General features: G+C 37.6%; 18 protein-coding genes. 16 read left to right on the top strand and 2 right to left on the bottom strand.

Going from position 1 to position 21,824, the window contains the following annotated elements:
• The first annotated feature begins 10 nt into the window (after nucleotides 1–10).
• The 11 genes from BWD121_RS01640 to BWD121_RS01690 all read left to right on the top strand — a co-directional run bounded on the left by BWD121_RS01640 (nucleotide 11) and on the right by BWD121_RS01690 (nucleotide 11,948).
• On the top strand, nucleotides 11–1,639 hold the full coding sequence (locus BWD121_RS01640) for a CTP synthase (protein WP_078663113.1): 1,629 nt from the start codon (nucleotides 11–13) through the stop codon (nucleotides 1,637–1,639).
• Between the two features lie 36 nt (nucleotides 1,640–1,675).
• Nucleotides 1,676–2,509, top strand: coding sequence for a 3-deoxy-8-phosphooctulonate synthase (gene kdsA / locus BWD121_RS01645; protein ID WP_078663114.1), 834 nt, complete (start codon nucleotides 1,676–1,678; stop codon nucleotides 2,507–2,509).
• A 79-nt stretch (nucleotides 2,510–2,588) separates the two neighbouring features.
• Nucleotides 2,589–3,857, top strand: coding sequence for a phosphopyruvate hydratase (gene eno / locus BWD121_RS01650; protein ID WP_078663115.1), 1,269 nt, complete (start codon nucleotides 2,589–2,591; stop codon nucleotides 3,855–3,857).
• A 121-nt stretch (nucleotides 3,858–3,978) separates the two neighbouring features.
• Nucleotides 3,979–4,377: a TM2 domain-containing protein gene (locus tag BWD121_RS01655; RefSeq protein ID WP_078663116.1), complete on the top strand. Its 399-nt coding sequence runs from the start codon at nucleotides 3,979–3,981 to the stop codon at nucleotides 4,375–4,377.
• 163 nt (nucleotides 4,378–4,540) lie between these two features.
• Nucleotides 4,541–4,870: a septum formation initiator family protein gene (locus tag BWD121_RS01660; protein ID WP_078664044.1), complete on the top strand. Its 330-nt coding sequence runs from the start codon at nucleotides 4,541–4,543 to the stop codon at nucleotides 4,868–4,870.
• A gap of 128 nt (nucleotides 4,871–4,998) precedes the next feature.
• Entirely contained in the window at nucleotides 4,999–6,039 is a 1,041-nt protein-coding gene (gene pdhA / locus BWD121_RS01665) for a pyruvate dehydrogenase (acetyl-transferring) E1 component subunit alpha (protein ID WP_078663117.1), read from the top strand.
• Nucleotides 6,040–6,055: 16 nt separating this feature from the next.
• Nucleotides 6,056–7,408: a pyruvate dehydrogenase complex E1 component subunit beta gene (locus BWD121_RS01670; protein ID WP_078663118.1), complete on the top strand. Its 1,353-nt coding sequence runs from the start codon at nucleotides 6,056–6,058 to the stop codon at nucleotides 7,406–7,408.
• A 16-nt stretch (nucleotides 7,409–7,424) separates the two neighbouring features.
• Nucleotides 7,425–8,759 carry a pyruvate dehydrogenase complex dihydrolipoamide acetyltransferase gene (locus BWD121_RS01675; RefSeq protein WP_078663119.1) on the top strand — a complete coding sequence of 445 codons (1,335 nt, stop codon included), beginning with the start codon at nucleotides 7,425–7,427 and terminating at the stop codon, nucleotides 8,757–8,759.
• A gap of 225 nt (nucleotides 8,760–8,984) precedes the next feature.
• Nucleotides 8,985–10,445 (top strand): dihydrolipoyl dehydrogenase, encoded by a 1,461-nt coding sequence (gene lpdA, locus BWD121_RS01680; protein ID WP_078663120.1) that lies wholly within the window; start codon nucleotides 8,985–8,987, stop codon nucleotides 10,443–10,445.
• A 76-nt stretch (nucleotides 10,446–10,521) separates the two neighbouring features.
• Complete coding sequence (lipA, locus tag BWD121_RS01685) at nucleotides 10,522–11,475, top strand: lipoyl synthase (RefSeq protein ID WP_078663121.1); 954 nt, start codon at nucleotides 10,522–10,524, stop codon at nucleotides 11,473–11,475.
• 11 nt (nucleotides 11,476–11,486) lie between these two features.
• Complete coding sequence (locus BWD121_RS01690; protein ID WP_078663122.1) at nucleotides 11,487–11,948, top strand: type II toxin-antitoxin system RatA family toxin; 462 nt, start codon at nucleotides 11,487–11,489, stop codon at nucleotides 11,946–11,948.
• A 447-nt stretch (nucleotides 11,949–12,395) separates the two neighbouring features.
• Here BWD121_RS01690 and BWD121_RS01695 read toward each other — a convergent pair whose 3' ends face one another.
• Both BWD121_RS01695 and rirA read right to left on the bottom strand, forming a co-directional pair.
• The gene (locus BWD121_RS01695; protein WP_346418159.1) at nucleotides 12,396–13,607 is read right to left on the bottom strand and encodes a bifunctional 2-C-methyl-D-erythritol 4-phosphate cytidylyltransferase/2-C-methyl-D-erythritol 2,4-cyclodiphosphate synthase; all 1,212 of its coding nucleotides are present in this window, start codon (nucleotides 13,605–13,607) and stop codon (nucleotides 12,396–12,398) included.
• Between the two features lie 51 nt (nucleotides 13,608–13,658).
• Entirely contained in the window at nucleotides 13,659–14,072 is a 414-nt protein-coding gene (gene rirA / locus BWD121_RS01700; RefSeq protein ID WP_078663124.1) for an iron-responsive transcriptional regulator RirA, read from the bottom strand.
• A gap of 169 nt (nucleotides 14,073–14,241) precedes the next feature.
• Here rirA and BWD121_RS01705 point away from each other — a divergent pair, with 169 nt between their 5' ends.
• The 5 genes from BWD121_RS01705 to clpX all read left to right on the top strand — a co-directional run bounded on the left by BWD121_RS01705 (nucleotide 14,242) and on the right by clpX (nucleotide 21,805).
• Nucleotides 14,242–16,455 carry a PAS domain-containing sensor histidine kinase gene (locus BWD121_RS01705; protein ID WP_078663125.1) on the top strand — a complete coding sequence of 738 codons (2,214 nt, stop codon included), beginning with the start codon at nucleotides 14,242–14,244 and terminating at the stop codon, nucleotides 16,453–16,455.
• Nucleotides 16,456–16,494: 39 nt separating this feature from the next.
• Entirely contained in the window at nucleotides 16,495–17,850 is a 1,356-nt protein-coding gene (locus BWD121_RS01710) for a sigma-54 dependent transcriptional regulator (RefSeq protein WP_078663126.1), read from the top strand.
• Between the two features lie 3 nt (nucleotides 17,851–17,853).
• Nucleotides 17,854–19,230 (top strand): Trk system potassium transporter TrkA, encoded by a 1,377-nt coding sequence (gene trkA, locus BWD121_RS01715; RefSeq protein WP_078663127.1) that lies wholly within the window; start codon nucleotides 17,854–17,856, stop codon nucleotides 19,228–19,230.
• Nucleotides 19,231–19,680: 450 nt separating this feature from the next.
• Nucleotides 19,681–20,313: an ATP-dependent Clp endopeptidase proteolytic subunit ClpP gene (gene clpP / locus BWD121_RS01720; RefSeq protein ID WP_078663128.1), complete on the top strand. Its 633-nt coding sequence runs from the start codon at nucleotides 19,681–19,683 to the stop codon at nucleotides 20,311–20,313.
• A 217-nt stretch (nucleotides 20,314–20,530) separates the two neighbouring features.
• Nucleotides 20,531–21,805, top strand: coding sequence for an ATP-dependent Clp protease ATP-binding subunit ClpX (gene clpX / locus BWD121_RS01725; RefSeq protein ID WP_078663129.1), 1,275 nt, complete (start codon nucleotides 20,531–20,533; stop codon nucleotides 21,803–21,805).
• Nucleotides 21,806–21,824 lie beyond the last annotated feature (19 nt).

Genomic DNA, 21,824 nt, shown 5'->3' on the forward strand with positions numbered 1-21,824 from the left:
CCGTAAGCTCATGGCACGTTATGTTTTTATTACTGGTGGTGTGGTTTCTTCTCTTGGGAAAGGCATTGCTGCGGCAGCTTTAGCTGCGATATTACAGGCACGCGGATATCGTGTACGGATCCGTAAGCTTGATCCTTATTTGAATGTTGATCCAGGCACGATGTCGCCTTATCAACATGGTGAAGTATTTGTTACTGATGATGGCGCAGAAACAGATCTTGATCTTGGTCATTATGAACGCTTTACTGGGCGTTCTGCTAATAAACAGGACAGTATCACGGCAGGGCGTATTTATCGCAATATCATTGAAAGAGAACGCCGCGGTGATTATTTAGGGGAAACAGTTCAAGTTATTCCTCATGTTACAGATGAGATTAAGGCATTCATTACTACAGGAAATGAAGAATTTGACTTTGTCTTATGTGAAATAGGTGGAACTGTTGGTGATATTGAGGCAATGCCTTTTTTGGAAGCGATTCGTCAGCTACGTAATGAGTTGCCAAGGCAAAGTGCTGTTTATATGCACCTTACGTTAATGCCTTATATTGCTTCTGCAGGTGAATTAAAAACTAAACCAACACAACACTCCGTTAAAGAGTTACAATCAGTTGGTATAGCTCCTGATATTTTATTAGTGCGTGCAGACCGACCTATTCCAGAATCAGAACGGCGCAAGTTATCACTTTTTTGTAACGTTCGTCCAAGTGCAGTTATTCAGGCGTTAGATGTTCTGACTATTTATGATGTTCCTGTAGCATATCATAAAGAGGGTTTAGATTCAGAAGTTCTTTTTGCTTTTGGAATTAATTCAGCGCCTCAACCCAATATGGATCGTTGGGAGGATATTACATATCGCATTCACCATCCTGAAGGGGAAGTAACGGTCGCAATTGTTGGGAAATATATAGGCCTGAAAGATGCTTATAAATCTCTTATCGAGGCAATTGCGCACGGTGGGTTAGCTAATAAAGTGAAGGTTAATATTGAATGGATTGAAGCGGAGCTTTTTGAAAAAGAAGATCCTGAACCTTATTTACAAAAAGTTCATGGGATTTTGGTTCCTGGTGCTTTTGGTGGACGTGGTGCAGAAGGTAAAATCCGAGCAATTCAATTTGCACGAGAACGTAAAATTCCATTTTTTGGCATTTGTTTTGGTATGCAATTAGCTTGTATCGAGGCTGCTCGCAATATTGCAAATATTGTAAATGCTTCATCGAGTGAATTTTGTGAGACAAAGGATGCAGTTGTAGGTTTAATGACGGAATGGCTTAAGGGGGATTTGCTTGAAAAACGCACAGCGTCTGGAAATCTTGGTGGAACAATGCGTCTTGGTTCTTTTGCAGCTCAATTAAAAGAAGGTAGCCATATCTCCAAAATTTATGGAACAACAAATATTTGCGAGCGACATCGCCATCGTTATGAAGTCAATATTCATTATAAAGAAAAGCTAGAACAACTTGGATTTATTTTTTCTGGTATGTGTCCAGATGGTATTTTACCAGAAACAATAGAATATGTAGATCATCCGTGGTTTATTGGTGTTCAATATCATCCAGAGTTAAAGTCACGTCCATTTGATCCGCATCCACTTTTTTCTTCTTTTATTGAGGCTACTTTGGAACAGAGCAGGTTGGTTTAGCTTTATAAATTACGTGCTCACTTTTTGAGGAATACAATGTCTAAACCAAATGTTTCTGTTAAAGTTGGAAATATCGTTTTTTCCAATGATGCGCCTTTGTCTTTAATTGCAGGTCCTTGCCAAATGGAAAGTAGAGATCATGCTTTTGAAATGGCAGGTCGGCTTAAAGCAATTACTGATCAAATTGGCATTGGGTTTGTTTATAAATCTAGTTACGATAAAGCTAATAGGACGTCTCTTAATGCAGCACGTGGTATTGGTCTTGAAAAAGCAATGATTATTTTTTCTGATCTTAAGAAAGAATTTGGCTTTCCGATATTAACTGATGTACATACAGAAGAACAATGTGAGGTAGTTGCTTCAACAGTAGATATTTTGCAAATACCAGCTTTTTTATGTCGTCAAACCGATCTTTTAATTGCGGCAGCTAAAACGGGGCGTATAATCAATATTAAGAAAGGTCAGTTTTTAGCTCCTTGGGATATGGAGAATGTCTTAAAAAAAGTAACTCAAAGCGGTAATCCTAATGTTATGCTTTGTGAACGTGGTACTTCATTTGGTTATAATCGTCTTGTTTCTGATATGCGCTCATTGCCAATTATGCGTTCATTTGGAGCGCCTGTTATTTTTGATGCAACACATTCTGTTCAAGAACCAGGTGGAAAGGGTGATTCATCTAATGGACAGCGGCAGTTTGTTGAAGCATTAGCACGCGCAGCTGTTGCTGTTGGTGTTGCAGGTGTTTTTTTGGAAACGCATCAAGACCCAGATAATGCTCCATCTGATGGGCCTAATATGATTAAAATTGATAGTTTACAAAGATTGCTTGAAATTTTGATGGATTTTGATTGCTTGGCAAAAAAACATTGAATATTCGAGTGTAGATAATTTCTATGAATGACGTTAAGAATAACGTGAATCAAAATATTCATTGTATAAGAGAATTTGTATGACTGTAATTGTAGATATCATTGGGCGTGAAGTGCTTGATAGCCGTGGTAATCCAACTGTAGAGGTTGATGTTTATTTGGAAGATGGAGTTCTTGGTCGTGCCATGGTTCCTTCAGGGGCATCAACTGGTACGCATGAGGCAGTGGAGCTTCGTGATGGTGATACGCGCTATCAAGGCAAAGGTGTTCAAAATGCTGTTGCTGCAATTAATGGCGAAATTCTTCAAGAACTTGGTGGGAGAGATGCAAGAAATCAAATAGCAATTGATCAAGCAATGATTGCTTTGGATGGAACACCTAATAAAGCGCGTCTTGGTGCTAATGCAATTTTGGGTGTTTCATTGGCAGTTGCAAAAGCAGCGGCAACATCATTAGGTCTACCTTTATATCGTTATATTGGTGGGACGCAAGCTCACCTTCTTCCTACACCAATGATGAATATTATTAATGGTGGTGTTCACGCTGATAATCCAATTGATTTTCAAGAGTTTATGATTGTTCCAGTAGGGGCGCCAACACTGAAAGAAGCGGTTCGCTATGGTGCTGAAATTTTTCATACACTAAAAAAACGTTTACAGAATGCAGGTTGTAATACCAATGTTGGTGATGAAGGTGGTTTTGCACCTCATTTTAAAAGTGCTGAACAAGCAATTGATTTTATTATGGAATCTATTGCTGCATGTGGGTATAAACCAGGTGAACAGATTGCTATTGGATTAGATTGTGCTTCAACAGAGTTGTATAAAGATGGTTCATATTTTTATGAAGGTGAAGGTAAGTGTCGTAATGTACACCAACAGGTGGAGTATTTAGCTCAGCTTGTTGATGCTTATCCTATAATAACGATTGAAGATGGAATGGCTGAGGATGATTGGGAAGGCTGGAAGCTTCTTACTGATTCGATCGGCAAAAAATGCCAGCTTGTTGGTGATGACTTATTTGTAACAAATTCAGTGCATTTGCGTGATGGTATCAAGATGGGCGTTGCCAATTCTATTCTTATTAAAGTCAATCAAATTGGCACGTTGAGCGAAACACTTGATGCTATAGAAACAGCGCATAAAGCAGGTTATCGTGCTATTATATCTCATCGTTCAGGTGAAACGGAAGATTCTTTTATTGCTGATCTTGCTGTTGCAACAAATTGTGGACAAATTAAAACTGGTTCACTTGCACGTTCGGATAGATTAGCAAAATATAATCAACTTATTCGCATTGAAGAAATGCTAGGAACACAGGCCCGTTATATGGGCGATTTACATCGTTAATAGCTGTTAGGCAAAATTATTATATTCTTTATATTAACAGCATTTTTAAATTTTACTATTTTATTAATAGTTTTACTATTCTATTAATAATTGAGTAAATAATAATTTATAGGTGGTGGTGATGAGAGGAAGAATTATTAGTCAGGAACAGGGGACGTATCTTATTTCAGGTGATGATGGTGAACGTTATCGATTTGCACTTTGTGATTGGTTAGGAAAAAGCTCACCAAAAGTTGGTGATTATCTTGACTTTGTAGGTAAAGATGGCGCTGCTACTTCTGTTTTTCCATTGGTAAAACAACAATATTCAAAATTAGTTCTCGCACTTGTTTGTTTTTTTATAGGTACTTTTGGTGTTCATCGTTTTATAGTTGGTAAAACTGGAACTGGTGTTTTTATGCTTATCGTATCTTTATCTATTTTAGGATTACCTATTGCTGGAATTTGGGCATTTATTGATTTTATCGTCATTTTAGTAGGAGGGTTTACTGACAAAGATGGAAATAAAATCAGAAGTTAGCGGATGTTTTATGTTTCGGTATAGTCGGTATAAAATGTGACATTTTTATTTTTGCGGGTAATATAAAGTATAAAATAGGCTGCGTACGATTGTTTTGATAATAAGCTGTTAATCAAAGTCATGCATAAATTAGATAGAATATTTTAAAAAGATCATGACTGTTATGTGGACGAAACAAAAACGTAGATCAATTACAGCGCGCTTTATTCTACCATTTATGACGGTTGGGGTTTTAGGCTATTTTGGTTATCATATTTATCATGGTGATTACGGACTTTCTGCACGCAGTAAAATTATTCAGCATATTGCTGAATTGGAGGAGGAGCTTCATAAAGTAGAAGTTGAGCGAACATCTATTGAAAAGCGTATTTCTCTTTTACGTGATGGGCATATTGAAAAAGATATGTTGGATGAATATGTGAGAAAGAATTTAAACTTTTCCAGACCAAATGAATTGACAATTTTAATTTCTCCTGACGAGATTAAAAATTAATTAGAAATCGATTAATCTAAAAAACAATTTAAAACAGTCACTTATGGCGAAATGTGAACTGATTTTATAATACTTGTAACTTTTGTTCGTAGAGGTTATTTCTAGATAATCATCGAAGGGAGTTTAATATGGCAGAACGGGCTAAAAAAAAATCTGCGCCGGTAGTGCAAGCCACATTGTCAAATGTTACCAAAACAGCAAAGAAAGCTAGTTTTACAAAAGATGAAACAATTGCTGCTTATCGCGAAATGCTTTTGATTCGTCGTTTTGAAGAAAAAGCAGGTCAACTTTATGGTATGGGCTTAATTGGTGGGTTTTGTCACCTTTATATCGGGCAAGAAGCCGTTGTTGTTGGTACATTAAAAGCGGCAAAAGAAGGTGATCAGGTCATCACATCTTATCGTGATCACGGTCATATGTTAGCAGCTGGTATGAGTCCGCGTGGTGTTATGGCGGAATTAACAGGACGTCAGGGAGGCTTTTCCAAAGGAAAAGGTGGCTCAATGCATATGTTTTCCAAAGAAAAGAATTTTTATGGTGGGCATGGTATTGTTGGTGCGCAGGTTCCAATTGGTACAGGTTTGGCTTTTTCGAATCAGTATCTTGGTAAAGATAATGTGACATTGGTCTATTTTGGTGATGGTGCTGCAAATCAGGGGCAAGTTTATGAAAGTTTTAACATGGCCTCACTTTGGAAGCTGCCTGTTGTCTATATTATTGAAAATAATCAGTACGCTATGGGGACGTCAGTTTCTCGTGCATCTGCGGAGACGGATTTTTCCCGTCGTGGTCTTTCTTTTGAAATTCCAGGTATTGTTGTTGATGGTATGGATGTTCACGCAGTAAAAGGTGCTGGTGACGAGGCAATTGCTTGGGCACGTTCGGGAAAGGGGCCGATCATTCTTGATATGCAGACTTATCGCTATCGTGGTCATTCCATGTCTGATCCAGCAAAATATAGATCAAAAGAGGAAGTACAAAAAATAAAAGAAGAGCAAGATCCGATTGATCAAATAAAACAACACGTTATTAAACAAGGTTGGGTTAGTGAAGACGATTTGAAGTCTATTGATAAAGAAGTCCGTGCAATTGTCGCTGATGCAGCAGATTTTGCACAAAATGATCAAGAGCCAGATGCTTCTGAGCTCTATACTGATATTCTAGTTTAAAGTGGGGAACGTGAATATGTCTATTGATATTTTGATGCCAGCACTTTCACCAACAATGGAAGAAGGTAAATTGTCTAAATGGCTCAAGAAAGAGGGTGATAACGTCAGCTCCGGTGATGTGATTGCTGAAATTGAAACTGATAAAGCAACAATGGAAGTAGAAGCTGTTGATGAAGGTACTATTGGTAAAATTTTAGTTCCTGAAGGTACTGAAGGTGTAAAGGTTAATACTGCTATTGCTATATTATTAGAAGAAGGTGAAGATGTTGCAAACATTTCACAAACCACAACTAAAAAAATAGAGAAAGCTCCTTCTTCTTTATCAATGCCGGTTTGTCCTGTTTTTGATGTTGAAAGTGATCCTGATATCCCTGCGGATGTTGAAATGGTTACGATGACGGTACGTGAAGCACTGAATCAAGCTATGGCTGAAGAAATGCGACGCGATGAGGCGGTTTTTTTAATGGGTGAGGAAGTAGCGCAATATCAAGGTGCTTATAAGGTCAGCCAAGGTTTATTGGAAGAATTTGGTACGCGCAGAGTTATTGATACACCAATTACAGAACACGGTTTTGCAGGATTGGGTGTTGGTGCAGCATTTGGAGGTTTGCGTCCTATTGTTGAGTTTATGACATTTAATTTTGCTATGCAGGCGATTGATCAGATTATTAATTCAGCAGCAAAAACTCGTTATATGTCTGGTGGACAAATGTCTACTCCTATGGTTTTTCGTGGTCCCAATGGTGCTGCAGCACGTGTTGGAGCTCAGCATTCACAGTGTTATGCTGCATGGTATAGTCATATTCCGGGTCTCAAAGTTGTTATGCCTTACAGTGCAGCGGATGCAAAAGGTTTGCTAAAGGCTGCTATTCGTGATGACAATCCTATTATTTTTCTTGAAAATGAGATTCTTTATGGTCATCAATTTGAAGTTCCTAAAATGGATGATTTTGTTTTACCCATTGGTAAGGCGCATATTCATAAATCTGGTCAGGATGTGACAATTGTTGCTTACGGGATTGGAATGCATTATGCAGTTCAGGCATTGCCGGAAATTGAAAAGCTTGGCATTGATGTTGAATTAATTAATTTGCGTACTATTCGCCCAATGGATCTTCCGACAATTCTTGCTTCAGTTAAAAAAACTGGTCGTTTAATAACGGTTGAAGAGGGGTATCCTCAGTCGTCTGTTGGTACTGAAATAGCAACACGTGTTATGCAGCAGGCCTTTGATTATCTTGATGCACCAGTTTCTACAATTGCTGGCAAAGATGTTCCAATGCCTTATGCTGCCAATCTTGAAAAATTGGCTTTACCGAGTATTACTGAAATTGTCGAAGCTGTTAAGGCTGTGACTTATCGAGCATAACGAAGGAAAAAGCACTATGCCTATTAAGATTACAATGCCTGCGCTTTCTCCCACAATGGAAGAAGGAAATTTATTAAAATGGAATATCAAGGAAGGTGATAAGGTCTCTACGGGTGATGTTATTGCTGAAATTGAGACAGATAAAGCAACAATGGAAGTAGAAGCTGTTGATGAAGGAACGGTTGCAAAAATTGTTGTTCCTGCTGGAACGCAGGGAGTTAAAGTTAATACTTTAATCGTGGTTTTGGCAGAAGAAGATGAAGACTTAAATGAAGTGGCTAAAATTGCGGAAGATAAGTCTTCTTTTGTTTTAGAGAGAGCACCAGTGGATGAAAAGAAGGTGGTATCAAAGGATGTGGATATACAGGTTTCTAATGCACTACAAGCTCAGATATCAGTGCAGAAACATGAAAATAATATACGTCTTTTTGCATCACCTTTGGCGCGGAGGCTAGCGGCTCAAGAAGGTCTCAATTTATCACTTATTTCTGGTACAGGTCCTCATGGCAGGATCATTAAGCGTGACGTGGAAAAAGTTCTAAAGGATGGCGCTCTAAAAGCTTCTTGTTCATTACAAGTTGGTCAGCCAATGGCAACTGGCGTTATGGACGAACAAATAATAAAACTATTTAAAGAAGGTGAATATATACTTACACCTCATAATAGTATGCGTAAAACAATCGCTAAGCGTTTGACTGAATCAAAACAAATGGTGCCGCATTTCTACGTAACAGTAGACTGTGAACTTGATGCGTTGTTGGCGTTACGTGCACAACTTAATGCTGCTGCTCCAATGGTTAAAACGCAAGAAGGTACTAAACCCGCTTATAAATTATCCATAAATGATATGGTTATTAAAGCTATTGCACTTTCTTTGAAAGCTGTACCTGATGCCAATGTGTCGTGGCTTGAAGGTGGAATGCTTTATCACAAGCATTGTGATGTTGGTGTTGCTGTTTCTATTCCAAATGGGTTAATTACACCAGTTATTCGCCATGCAGAAGAGAAATCTTTGCCTATTATTTCTAATGAGATGAAGGATTTTGCAACGCGTGCTCGTGAACGTAAGTTGAAACCAGAAGAATATCAAGGGGGCACAACAGCAGTGTCAAATATGGGTATGTATGGTGTAAAAGAGTTTTCTGCCATTATTAATTCACCGCATGCAACAATTTTTGCAGTTGGTGCGGGTGAAAAGCGAGCAGTTGTTAAGGATGGTGCATTAGCAATTGCTACTATGATGTCAGTTACACTTTCCACTGATCACCGCGCTGTTGATGGTGCATTAGCGGCAGAACTTGCTCAGGCCTTTAAAAGGCTGATTGAAAATCCACTAGCCATGTTAATGTAGTGATTATTAAGTACTTCACATAAATTGTGTATGTAGCAAGAGTGGTGATATGGAAAAGTGGATCTGAATAGTCTTAAATGATAATTTTACGGTTTCTTTTGATTTAATGAAGGTGTTCATGTGGTTTCTTAGAACAGGATATAAAAAAAGATTTATCCTGTTGCCTTTCTGTTTTAAGCTCGGATAGTCTGGATCCGTTTTGTATATGTCCATGGAGGGATTACTGTGGCAAATCTTTATGATATAATTGTGATTGGTTCAGGACCGGGCGGATATGTCACTGCAATTCGCGCGGCACAATGTGGTTTTAAGACTGCAATTGTTGAGCGTGAACATTTAGGCGGTATTTGCTTAAATTGGGGTTGTATTCCAACAAAAGCTCTTTTGCGTTCGGCGGAGATGAAACATTTTGCTGAACATGCAAACGATTATGGGTTAAAACTTAACGGTTCAATTGAAGTAAATATTAAAGATGTTGTAGCACGTTCACGTGGGGTTTCAGCACGTTTGAATGCTGGTATTGGTTTTCTGATGAAGAAAAACAAGATTGATATTATTTGGGGTGAAGCAAAGCTAACTAAGGCATCTAAAGGTAGCCAACTCGCAGAAATTGTGGTTTCTCCATCATCCAAAGCAATTGTGCAGCCCCAAAATCCAGTGCCTAAGGGAACATTAGGTGAGGGGACTTATCAGGCAAAACATATAATTGTTGCTACTGGAGCTCGCCCACGTTCTATTCCCGGTATTGAACCAGATGGGAAGCTCATTTGGACTTATTTTGAAGCAATGGTACCACATACACTACCAAAGTCACTGTTGGTGATGGGGTCTGGAGCGATCGGTATTGAATTTGCTTCTTTTTATCATGATATGGGTTCTCAGGTGACTGTCGTTGAAATGATGCCTCAAATTATGCCTGTTGAGGATGTTGAAATTTCAACATTTGCGCGTAAACAGTTAGAGAAAAAAGGCATACGCATTTTGACTGATGCAAAAGTAATAAAGGTTGAAAAAGCTGTTAATTCTATTACAGCGCATATCGATGTTAAAGGTAAAACAGAAACCATAACAACTGATCGATTGATTTTAGCTGTTGGAGTTCAAGGTAACATTGAGAATCTTGGATTAGAAGCATTAGGTATCAAAACTGATCGTGGATGCATTATAACTGATGAATGGAGCTGGACAGGTGTGGAAGGGATTTATGCTATTGGTGATGTTGCTGGTCCCCCTATGTTGGCTCATAAAGCAGAAGAAGAAGGTGTAATTTGCGTTGAGCGTATTGCAGGCTTGAAAAGCGCTCATGCACTTGATAAAGGGAAAATTCCTGGATGTACCTATTGTACACCACAAGTTGCTTCTGTAGGGCTTTCAGAGAAAGCGGCAAAAGAGGCTGGATATGATATACGTGTTGGTCGTTATTCTTTTTCAGCTAACGGTAAGGCAATTGCTTTAGGTGAAGATCAAGGGTTGGTTAAGACTATTTTTGATAAAAAAACAGGACAGCTTCTTGGTGCCCATATGGTGGGAGCAGAGGTAACAGAACTCATTCAAGGTTTTGTTATTGCCATGAATCTTGAAACAACTGAAGAAGAATTAATGAGTACTGTTTTTCCACATCCGACATTATCGGAGATGATGAAAGAAAGTGTATTAGATGCGTACAATCAGGTTTTAAATGCTTGATAATTAGGTTATATGAAAAATTTTGCATTTTGTGATTTTTCATAAGCATTTGCTATTGGGAAGGCAGAGATCTTAGATGGTTACGGTGGTTGATAGAGTTACGAATAGACGTGTTCGTCATCCTGAAAAGGCGCATCGTCCAGATACGGTCATTCAGAAAAAACCAGATTGGATTCGTGTAAAAGCGCCAACATCACAGATCTATAAAGAAACCCATAGTATTGTACGTTCCAATAAATTGGTGACAGTATGTGAGGAAGCGGGTTGCCCAAATATTGGTGAATGTTGGAGCCAGCGACATGCTAGCTTTATGATTTTAGGTGAAATATGTACGCGAGCTTGCGCTTTTTGCAATGTTGCAACAGGCATTCCGCTTGCGGTTGATGATGATGAGCCAGAACGTGTGGCAGATGCTGTTGCACAGATGGCGTTAAAACATGTTGTCATTACATCTGTTGATCGCGATGATTTGGTTGATGGTGGTGCACAGCATTTTGCGAAAGTTATTCACGCTATTCGTCAAAAAACTCCTGCAACAACAATTGAAGTTCTTACACCTGATTTTCGCCATAAGGATAATGCGTTAGAAATTGTAGTTGCTGCTAAACCTGATGTTTTTAATCATAATTTAGAAACAGTTCCATCAAAATATTTGAAGGTTCGTCCAGGAGCACGTTATTTTCATTCAATTCGGTTGTTACAACGCGTTAAAGAACTTGATCCAACAATTTTTACAAAATCAGGAATTATGGTTGGGCTTGGGGAAGAACGGAATGAAATTTTTCAATTGATGGATGATTTGCGTTCTGCTGATGTAGATTTTATGACAATTGGACAGTACTTGCAGCCTACACGAAAGCATCATCCTGTCATTCGTTTTGTAACTCCTGATGAATTTGAATCTTTTGCCAAGGTTGGTAAGGCGAAAGGTTTTTTACATATGGCTTCCAATCCTCTGACACGTTCATCTCACCACGCTGGAGATGACTTTAAAGCTTTACAAAAAACACGTGCTGAAAAATTTGCCTAATAGAGAGAGTTATGCCAACTTTTACAACACATCGGCAAATTGCCCATACTGCTCATGAAATGTTTAATCTTGTTGCAGATATTGAATCTTATCCTGAATTTTTACCAATGTGTGAGGCTTTAATAATACGTTCTCGAAAGGAGTATGAGGAAAAAACACTGCTCCTTGCTGATATGACAGTTGGTTATAAAATGATTCGAGAAACGTTTACGACACAAGTGCTTCTTCAACCTAAGAAAAATCTTATTGAGGTTAAATATATTGATGGTCCATTTAAATATCTTGAAAATCATTGGGTATTCCATCAAATTCAAAATATGAATGCATGTAATGTAGAGTTTTTTATTAATTATGAATTTAAAAGCAAAATGTTAGAACTACTAACGGGATCGATGTTTGATATTGCTTTTCATAAATTTACAAATGCTTTTGAGAAGCGTGCTCATCAGATTTACGGTGTTTTAGAGATGTAATAGTTGAGCTGCTTGGATGCGAAAAAGCATTGCATTTTGTGTGCTATACTATAACAAGATCAAAAATTGAAAATTGGATGTAGGAGAATATTCTGAAAAATGCACAAATCTCATAGATTTATTGAGGTGCTATTTTCAAAATTTTTCATGTTTATAACAGAAATTGAAATTATAATCTTTTGAGTGTTTTTTCATTTTTACATATTGTAAAAACAAATTTTTGCAAAATGACATAATACGTTATAAATTTAGTGCATATAGCTACAGATTTATTTTAATTTCTTTGAATAAACAATGAATTTACCAATCAGATCTATCTAATGATTTTACAATATCGGTAGGATTTGCGACGATGATTTCTCTATAAAGATGCTACAATTGTACGTAACAGATCTTTTGAACAACAAGTTGTTAGAACTGCACGAGTTTGCATTTCACGAAAGCATATCATTTTAAAATTTCTCCTGGATAAATAACAGTAGCCGTTGCAAGAGAGGCAATGCCTTCTTCACGGCCAATGAATCCTAGTTTTTCATTAGTTGTTGCTTTAATAGAAATACGATCGGCTGAAATTGTGAGTATATTCATAAGGTGTGTTACCATCCTATGACGATAAGGACTGATTTTAGGTTTTTCGGCAATAAGTGTGATATCAACATTAGCAATACGACCACCTGCTTTCTTAATAATATTAACGGCGTGGCGTAGGAAGATTTCTGATGATGCATTTTTCCATTGGGGATCAGAGGGAGGAAAATGGGTGCCTATATCTCCAGCACCTTGAGTAGCTAAAAGAGCATCTGTTAGTGCATGAAGAGCAACATCAGAGTCTGAATGCCCATTTAATTTCTTTGTAAAAGGGATTTTTACGCCACATAATGTGATATAATCACCATCTACAAAAGAATGGACATCATAACCATTTCCAGTACGAATATCAGGGAACATAGGTGCTCTTTTCTGGAGATATGAATGTGCGGTTTCAAGATCTTCCGGCCATGTAATTTTTATATTATTAGGATTTCCAGGAATGATTCGCATAGGAATACCAAACCATTCGGCAATTGCTGAATCATCGGTGAAATTTTGTTTGCAAGATTGTATTGCTTTTTCATGAGCTGCTAAAATAAGCGCAAATGGAAAGCACTGCGGAGTTTGTGCACTATAGAAATTGGTACGAGGAACTGTTTCTACAACATAGTGTGCATTATTTACACGTTTAAGAGTATCGGAAATGGGAAGAACAGGCAGAACACCTTCTTGATGGTTGACAGTAGTATGAATTTGCTCAAGGAGCTTGCTTTCGACAAAAGGGCGTGCACCATCATGAATATGAACATAGTCTGGTTTAATATCTTTGAGTGCATGAAGTCCGTATAAAGCGGATAATTGACGTGTAGTACCCCCTTCTACAATGATGAGATTTTTCTTAAAATCAGCTATAGCATTTTCACATATTTGATGGTCATCTGGGTGAATGACTAAAATAATGGTTGTGATAGCTGAATGTTGCAAAAAACAACGCACAGTATGATAAATAACCGGCTTATGTCCTAAAAGTCGGTATTGTTTTGGACTATTTTGTAAAGATCCTGCTCTTTCGCCACGTCCAGCGGCTAATATTATAGCTGCAATAGAAATACTTAATTCCTTTTTCAGTTTGGTTTAAGCTAATTGTTTTATTATTTTTTTTCTATGATCAACTCTTTATTAACGTTGTAATAATGGTTGTTGTAAATCAGAAATGGATGTGGTTGATAACACATCGAAAAAAGCATTTAATGCATTTTTGAGTACGATATTTAAGTTACAGGAATTAACCAGTGGGCAATTAACTTCTGTTTTATCAAAACATTCTGCCATAGAGAAATTGTCTTCTATTATTTTTACGACATCAGCCACCGAGATCTCTGTTGCTGGCTTAGCCAATTTGATGCCACCATTGCGTCCACGTACTGTTTGTAAAAAGCCTGCTTCCACTAATGGTTGAAGAATTTTAAATAAAAAAAGCTCAGAAATAACATATGTTTTAGCAATTTCGGGGATAGAACTTAAACTATCTTGATTAGATGCGCAGTACATGAGTATTCGGAGAGCATAATTTGTTTTTTTTGTTAATCGCATGACATCTCCTTGAAAAGTATTAATCAAACATACTTTATTTTAAAACTGTTTCAAAAATGTAGAAATTCTTTCTTAATTTTCTGAATTAGTTATATTGTAAACATAGCATTGCCAATTTTTATCACAAAGGGTTGTGTGAGAACAAGGAGATAAGTAACGTAAGATCACCATGAATACAACATCTGTGACAAATATCCAGGATATAAACCAAAATACTTATAGCGATGAGTCGCGTCGTTTAAGTAATGTATATACATTTTGGGGTATCACAATTATTGTATTAGCTTTGCTAACAGCTTCTATTTCATTTATTATTCTTGTCGGGTTAACTTCTATTGTACCTAATAGAGTTGTAACACTAGTCCTTATAGGAATTAATAGTATTTGGGTTTTGGGGCTGGTAGTCATTGTTCTATATGAAATAATTCCTATTATGCGTGCGTGGCGGTTAAGGCGTGCTGCTTCACGTCTTCATGTACGTCTTATTTCATTGTTTGCACTTGTAGCAACATTGCCGGCTGTTGCTGTTGCTCTCGTTTCAGGGCCTGCTCTTAATTTAGGGCTTGATCGGTGGTTTGATACAACAACTCGGCAAATTGTGGGCTCTTCCATTGATTTAGCTAATGCTTATGCGGATGAAATGCTCCAAAATTTGAAAAATTTATCTTATGCTATGGCATTTGCGCTTGATAATAAAAAGCTCCTGGCACACAATCCAGTTGAATATCGGTTACAATTAACACGTCATGCTGCAGGTCGTAATCTTCGTGGTGCGTTTTTGTTAAGCTTGACAGGGACTATTTTTGCTTCAAGCGATCTTGGTGATGAAGATAAATTGCCTATACCACCATCTCATCTTATCGCTCAAGCAACCAGTGAAAGGCCTTTTTCTTTTCAGCCAGGAATTCACGATTATTTTGGTATTGTTTTGAAATTTACGAATATCTCAAATACGTTTTTATATTTGGTACGTGATGTTGATAAAGATGTATTATCTGCTTTGCGTTTAACGGAAATCAATACAGATCGTTATCGTGATTTGAATGAAAATCGTCTGCCAACGCAAATTGCTTTTGGTATGCTTTATTTATGTCTTTTTTTAAGTTTATTTTTATCAGCTATTTGGTCTGGTATCGCTGTTGCTGATCGTTTGGTACGTCCTATTCGGCTTCTTATAGGTGCTGCTGATGATGTGGCATCTGGAAATATGGAAGTTTTTGTGCCTGTACGTGCGAAGGATGGGGATATTGGGCAGTTATCAAAAACTTTTAATTACATGGTCAGCGAACTTAAAAGTCGGCGTAATGAGTTGATAGCAGTTCGCGATCAAATCGACGAAAGGCGGCGTTTTTCTGAAGCTGTTTTATCGGGTGTAACAGCAGGTGTGGCTGGAATTGATGATAATGGGAATATTACAATTATTAATAGGTCTATTGAAACAATGTTTGGTATTAATTCTGAACAAGTTATAGGACACAGCCTTTTATCATTAAGTGCTGAAATCGGGAAGGTTTTTGAGTTTGTTCGTTTGTCAGGGCGCAGAAACCATCGTGAGCAGGTGACTTTAAATGTTGCAGAGCAAGAGCGCGTCTGTAATGTACAAATTACGATGGAAGAAGATGATGGGCAAGGACAATCTTGGGTTTTAACAATTGATGACATTACAGATCTTGTAGAAGCACAACGTTCATCAGCATGGGCAGATATTGCGCGCCGTATTGCGCATGAAATTAAAAACCCACTTACACCTATTCAGTTATCGGCTGAGCGTATTCGTAGACGCTACGGCAAAGTTATTATGCAAGATCAGGAGGTTTTTAATCAATGTGTTAATACAATTATTCGACAAGTTGGTGATATTGGGCGTATGGTTGATGAATTTTCTTCTTTTGCACGTATGCCCAAACCACACATGAGTTTTTCTGATGTACGTGGGTTACTGCATGAGGCATGTTTTTTGATAGAAGTTGCACGACATGATATCCATTTTGAGCGAGATTTGGGAGATGTACCGCTTATAGGTGAGTTTGATAATCGTCTTATTGTTCAGGCATTTAGTAATGTTATTAAAAATGCGAGTGAGGCGATTGATGCAGTTGTGCGAGAAAAAGGTGTGCATGGCCATATTTTGATACGTTCTTATCGTCAAAGGGAACACTTGGTTGTGGATGTTATTGATAATGGTAAAGGGCTTCCTAAAGAACAAAGACAAAAATTATTAGAGCCTTATATAACAACACGTGAAAAAGGGACAGGGCTTGGTTTAGCCATTGTCCGTAAAATTATTGAAGATCATGGTGGCTACATGGAATTGCATGACGCATTAGATAGTTTTTATGAAGGTCGTGGTGCGATGATTCGTATGGTATTTCCGGCGGTTTGAGCAAGAAGTGTGGCACAAATCATAAGATAAGGGAATGAGATGGTAGCAGATATCTTAATTGTTGATGATGAAGCAGATATTCGTGAGCTTATTGCTGGTATTTTGAATGATGAAGGTTATGAAACACGTGTTGCGTGTCATGCTGATGAAGCATTAGCACAAATTAATGAGCGTGTTCCAAAGCTGATTTTTCTAGATATTTGGTTGCAAGGAAGTCGTCTTGATGGTTTGGCATTGCTTGATGAAATCAAAGCTCGACATCCCTCTCTTCCAGTAGTGATGATTTCGGGTCATGGTAATATTGAAACAGCTGTTTCTGCTATAAAGCGAGGTGCGTATGATTTCATTGAAAAGCCTTTTAAAACTGATCGCCTTATCTTGGTTGCTGAACGAACTCTTGAAAATTCAAAATTAAAACGTGAGCTTTTAGAATTACGGCAACGCTCAAGTGAGATACAAGAATTGCTTGGAACATCGACTGTTATGAAGCATTTGCGCCAAGTTATAGAAAAAGTAGCGCCGACTAATAGTCGTATTATGATTACAGGTCCTTCAGGGGCAGGGAAAGAAATGGTGGCGCGTACTATTCACGCACTTTCAACGCGTTCTAATGGACCATTTGTTACGATAAATGCCGCAACGATTGTTCCCGAAAGGATGGAAATAGAATTATTTGGCAATGAAATAGAAGGCAGTGAACGCAAGGTCGGTGCATTGGAAGAGGCTCACGGTGGAATATTATATATTGATGAAATTTCTGATATGCCGCGTGAAACTCAGGGTAAGATTCTTCAAGTGTTAACGACACAAACATTTGAGAGAGTTGGTGGTACAAAGCGTGTCAAAGTGGACGTTCGTGTAATTTCTTCAACAGCACAAAATATTGAAAATTTAATTTCTGATGGGCGATTTAGAGAAGATCTCTTTCATCGTCTTGCAGTTGTTCCCATTGCTGTTCCACCACTTTCTGCACGTCGTGAAGATATTCCTGAGCTTGTTCGACATTTTGTTAGAATCATATCACATCAACTTGGTATTAAACCACGTGAAATCAGTGATGATGTTATAGCTGTTTTGCAAGCACATACATGGCCAGGTAATGTGCGCCAATTACGTAATAATATTGAGCGTCTCCTCATTCTTGTGCGTGATGATGAACCAATAACAACAGAGTTACTTCCTGTTGAAGTGAGTGATTCTTTTCCACGTGTTAAAATAGATACAGATGAAAATATAATGGATTTACCATTGCGTGAAGCACGTGAATTATTTGAAAAGAGATATTTAGTAGCACAGATCGGACGTTTGGGTGGGAATATATCTCGTACTGCTGAATTCATAGGTATGGAACGCTCAGCTTTACATCGTAAACTTAAAGCGCTTGGAGTTTCATAAATTATGCGTGTTATTATTTGTGGGGCAGGGCAGGTTGGTTATGGGATAGCAGAGCGTCTTTCTGCTGAGAATCATGATATAACTGTTATAGATGTTGAAGCGAGATTGGTTGAAAAAATTCGCGATGCATTAGATGTTAGAAGTTTTGTTGGTCATGGTTCACACCCTGAAGTTCTTTTGGCTGCAGGTGCTGATGAAGCTGATATGCTGATCGCAGTAACTTTATTTGATGAAGTCAATATGGTGGCTTGTCAGGTGGCACATTCATTATTTAATGTTCCAACTAAAATAGCTCGTATTCGTTCACAATCGTATTTAGATCCACGTTATAAAACTCTGTTTGCAAGGGAGAATATTCCTATTGATGTCGTTATTTCGCCAGAAGTTGAAGTTGGGGAAATGGTTCTACGACGTATTGCTTTGCCTGGGGCGGTAGATGTTCTCTATTTTTGTAATGATGATGTCGTTGCGTTTGCTTTGGAGTGTATGGAGGATTGCCCAGTCATTAATACACCTTTACGCCAGTTAACGGAGCTTTTTCCCGATCTTAGAACAACAGTTACTGCTATTAAACGTGGTTCAGAATTACTAGTAGCGCATTCAGATACGCAATTGCGCGTTGGTGATGTTACTTATCTTATTGCGGCTCGCGATCAGGTACGTCGTGCAGTTGGACTTTTTGGTCATAAAGAACAGGAGGCACATCGCATAATTATTGCAGGGGGTGGTCACATTGGTTTATACGTTGCTCAGGCTATTGAAAAGCGTCTGCATAAGTTAAAATTGAAAATTATAGAGGCAGATAAAGAAAGAGCACTAACAATTGCCGATCAACTCGAAAAAACAACTGTTTTATATGGTAATGTGTTAGATCCGGTAATTCTTCAAGAAGCTGGAATTGACCAAGCTGATTTGATGATTACATTGACTAATCAAGATCAGGTTAATCTTTTAAGCGCTATTATAGCTAAAAGACTGGGGTGCAAAGCCAACATGGTTTTGATTAATAATGTTACTTATCAGGAATTTAGCCGTACAGTTGGTGTAGATGCGCACTTAAATCCTCGTAGTGTTACTGTATCAAAAGTTTTACAGCAAATGCGTCGTGGACGTATTCGTGCAGTCCATTCTGTTTTTAATGGTGCTGCAGAAATTATTGAAGCTGAAGCAATGCAGACTTCCTCACTAATTGGTAAGTCCTTATCAGAGCTCAAGTTATCAGATGGTTTAAGGATTGGTGCAATTTATCGCAATAATACAATTATACAGCTTTTAGCAGATACGCGTATTTTACCGGGTGATCGAGTAGTGATGTTTGCTCTTACTGATAGTGTTCGTGATGTTGAACAATTATTTCGTGTAAGCTTAGAATATTTTTAAGTACCTAATTAATAAAAAAGAAAAATGCCTAATTCTACCAAGAAGGTTTGGAATAACGATACCTGGCAATGATGGTATTGCATGATTAACTAAATAATATAATTTTTTCATAAACAAGAAAATTTTATTATTAAATAGGGTGCAAAACTGAGAGGGTTTTTAATTTAGCTTTTAATTTTGAAATAGTGAATAAGCTAGCTTGTAAAAGTTTCATTATACAAAATGTCAGAAATATCTTATTCAAGGAAAGAGTTTTTAGCATTAGGCAAAATTGCGCATGTTTGATGCTCATAATTTGTTGAGGTAGGGTTCTTATAACTATTTTAACTATTGGAGTTTTAATACTATTTAACCATGGTTAATTGTGGCTTGCGTTAGGGAGTATTAGCTAGCCTATGACTGAGACAATTATATGCGTCAATAGCAATTTTTATTAATGGAAGTAAAAATATGAGCGATCCAATAAAAACAGCACTAAATCTGGTTCCTATGGTTGTTGAACAGACTAATCGTGGTGAACGTGCTTATGATATTTTTTCCCGTCTCCTGAAAGAGCGAATCATTTTCATTAATGGTCCTGTTGAAGATGGTATGGCAATGCTTGTGTGCGCTCAATTGCTTTTTTTAGAAGCGGAAAACCCTAAAAAGGAAATCAGCCTTTATATTAATTCACCAGGTGGTGTGGTAACATCTGGAATGGCGATTTATGACACTATGCAGTTTATTCGTCCTCCTGTTTCTACTTTATGCATGGGGCAAGCAGCATCTATGGGGTCATTACTTTTAACAGCTGGAGCAAAAGGTCACCGTTTCTCGTTGCCAAATGCACGTATCATGGTACATCAACCGTCTGGTGGTTTTCAGGGGCAGGTCTCTGATATTGAACGGCATGCGCAAGATATTATAAAGATGAAACAACGTTTAAATGAAATTTATGTTCAACATACAGGTCAGGATTATGAAATTATTGAAAAAACTCTTGATCGCGATCATTTTATGACAGCAGAAGAATCTAAAAAATTCGGTTTAATTGACGATGTTATACAATATCGCACGGTAACTGAAAAAGAAGAAACAGATTAAGAATTTTTATAGAAAAAGTAGCTAATTGTGAAGTACATAAAAATTGCCTTTAAAATAGCTATTTTAAAATATAGATTTTATAGAATTTGTCATAAAATAATAAGAAAACACCCAAAAATATTGTGATAATTGTAGTTTTGTATATATTTGGGATTGTCGTTATAAAAAACCTCTTTAAGAAGATAAAGTTCAGATATTGAGGTGAAAGGAAAATGAGATGAGCAAAGTTAGCAATAGTGGGGGCGAATCGAAAAATACTCTCTATTGCTCATTCTGCGGCAAAAGCCAGCACGAAGTGCGTAAACTCATTGCAGGACCTACTGTATTCATTTGTGATGAATGTGTAGAACTTTGTACAGATATTATCCGTGAAGAAAATAAATCTTCAGGGGTCAAAGCACGTGATGGTGTTCCTACTCCACAAGAAATTTTAACAGTTCTTGATGACTATGTTATTGGTCAACGGTATGCAAAGCGTGTTCTTTCTGTTGCTGTTCATAACCATTATAAGCGCCTTGCACATCAATCTAAAAATAATGATATTGAATTATCTAAATCGAATATTCTTCTTGTTGGTCCAACAGGATGTGGTAAAACCTATCTTGCACAAACATTGGCACGCATTATTGATGTGCCCTTTACTATGGCAGATGCAACCACTTTGACTGAAGCAGGTTATGTGGGTGAGGATGTTGAAAATATTATTTTAAAACTTCTACAATCTGCAGATTATAATGTTGAGCGTGCACAACGTGGCATTGTTTATATTGACGAAGTTGATAAAATTTCTCGTAAAGCTGACAATCCTTCTATTACAAGAGATGTTTCAGGTGAGGGGGTTCAGCAAGCATTGTTGAAAATTATGGAGGGGACAGTGGCTTCTGTTCCTCCCCAAGGTGGGCGTAAGCATCCACAACAAGAGTTTCTTCAGGTTGATACGACAAATATTTTGTTTATTTGCGGAGGCGCTTTTGCTGGTTTAGAGCGAATTATTTCAGGGCGTGGTGAAAAAACTTCAATAGGTTTTTCTGCTACTGTGAAGGCTCCCGATGAGCGTCGGGTTGGTGAAATTTTTCATGATTTAGAGCCTGAAGATCTTGTAAAGTTTGGTTTAATACCAGAGTTTATTGGCCGTCTTCCTATTATAGCTACTTTAGAAGATTTAGATATTAATGCGCTTGTTCAAATTTTATCGCAGCCAAAAAATGCGTTGGTTAAGCAGTATAAACGTCTTTTTGAGATGGAAAATGTTGAATTAACATTTCATGAAGATGCTTTACGCGTTATCGCCAATAAAGCGATTGAGCGTAAGACTGGAGCACGCGGTTTGCGCTCTATTATGGAAAAAATTCTTCTTGATACTATGTTTGAATTGCCAACTCTTGAAGGGGTTCAAAAGGTGGTGATCTCAAGTGATGTAGTTGAAGGAAAAGCTCGCCCTCTTTACATTTATTCGGAGTGTACAGAAGATAAAGAAAACGTATCAGCATGACGTTATAGTAAATATCGTT

Origin of the sequence: Bartonella sp. WD12.1 (assembly GCF_002022415.1) — a bacterium.
Lineage (GTDB): Bacteria > Pseudomonadota > Alphaproteobacteria > Rhizobiales > Rhizobiaceae > Bartonella.

Excerpts from the sequence above, each read along its gene's own strand:
- BWD121_RS01690 (WP_078663122.1), top strand. The coding sequence starts at position 11,487 with ATGCCAACTTTTACAACACATCGGCAAATTGCCCATACTGCTCATGAA.
- BWD121_RS01710 (WP_078663126.1), top strand. The coding sequence starts at position 16,495 with ATGGTAGCAGATATCTTAATTGTTGATGATGAAGCAGATATTCGTGAG.
- clpP (WP_078663128.1), top strand. The coding sequence starts at position 19,681 with ATGAGCGATCCAATAAAAACAGCACTAAATCTGGTTCCTATGGTTGTT.
- lipA (WP_078663121.1), top strand. The coding sequence starts at position 10,522 with ATGGTTACGGTGGTTGATAGAGTTACGAATAGACGTGTTCGTCATCCT.
- rirA (WP_078663124.1), bottom strand. The coding sequence starts at position 14,072 with ATGCGATTAACAAAAAAAACAAATTATGCTCTCCGAATACTCATGTAC.
- BWD121_RS01640 (WP_078663113.1), top strand. The coding sequence starts at position 11 with ATGGCACGTTATGTTTTTATTACTGGTGGTGTGGTTTCTTCTCTTGGG.
- BWD121_RS01660 (WP_078664044.1), top strand. The coding sequence starts at position 4,541 with ATGTGGACGAAACAAAAACGTAGATCAATTACAGCGCGCTTTATTCTA.
- pdhA (WP_078663117.1), top strand. The coding sequence starts at position 4,999 with ATGGCAGAACGGGCTAAAAAAAAATCTGCGCCGGTAGTGCAAGCCACA.
- BWD121_RS01655 (WP_078663116.1), top strand. The coding sequence starts at position 3,979 with ATGAGAGGAAGAATTATTAGTCAGGAACAGGGGACGTATCTTATTTCA.
- kdsA (WP_078663114.1), top strand. The coding sequence starts at position 1,676 with ATGTCTAAACCAAATGTTTCTGTTAAAGTTGGAAATATCGTTTTTTCC.
- eno (WP_078663115.1), top strand. The coding sequence starts at position 2,589 with ATGACTGTAATTGTAGATATCATTGGGCGTGAAGTGCTTGATAGCCGT.
- BWD121_RS01705 (WP_078663125.1), top strand. The coding sequence starts at position 14,242 with ATGAATACAACATCTGTGACAAATATCCAGGATATAAACCAAAATACT.
- clpX (WP_078663129.1), top strand. The coding sequence starts at position 20,531 with ATGAGCAAAGTTAGCAATAGTGGGGGCGAATCGAAAAATACTCTCTAT.
- BWD121_RS01670 (WP_078663118.1), top strand. The coding sequence starts at position 6,056 with ATGTCTATTGATATTTTGATGCCAGCACTTTCACCAACAATGGAAGAA.
- BWD121_RS01675 (WP_078663119.1), top strand. The coding sequence starts at position 7,425 with ATGCCTATTAAGATTACAATGCCTGCGCTTTCTCCCACAATGGAAGAA.
- trkA (WP_078663127.1), top strand. The coding sequence starts at position 17,854 with ATGCGTGTTATTATTTGTGGGGCAGGGCAGGTTGGTTATGGGATAGCA.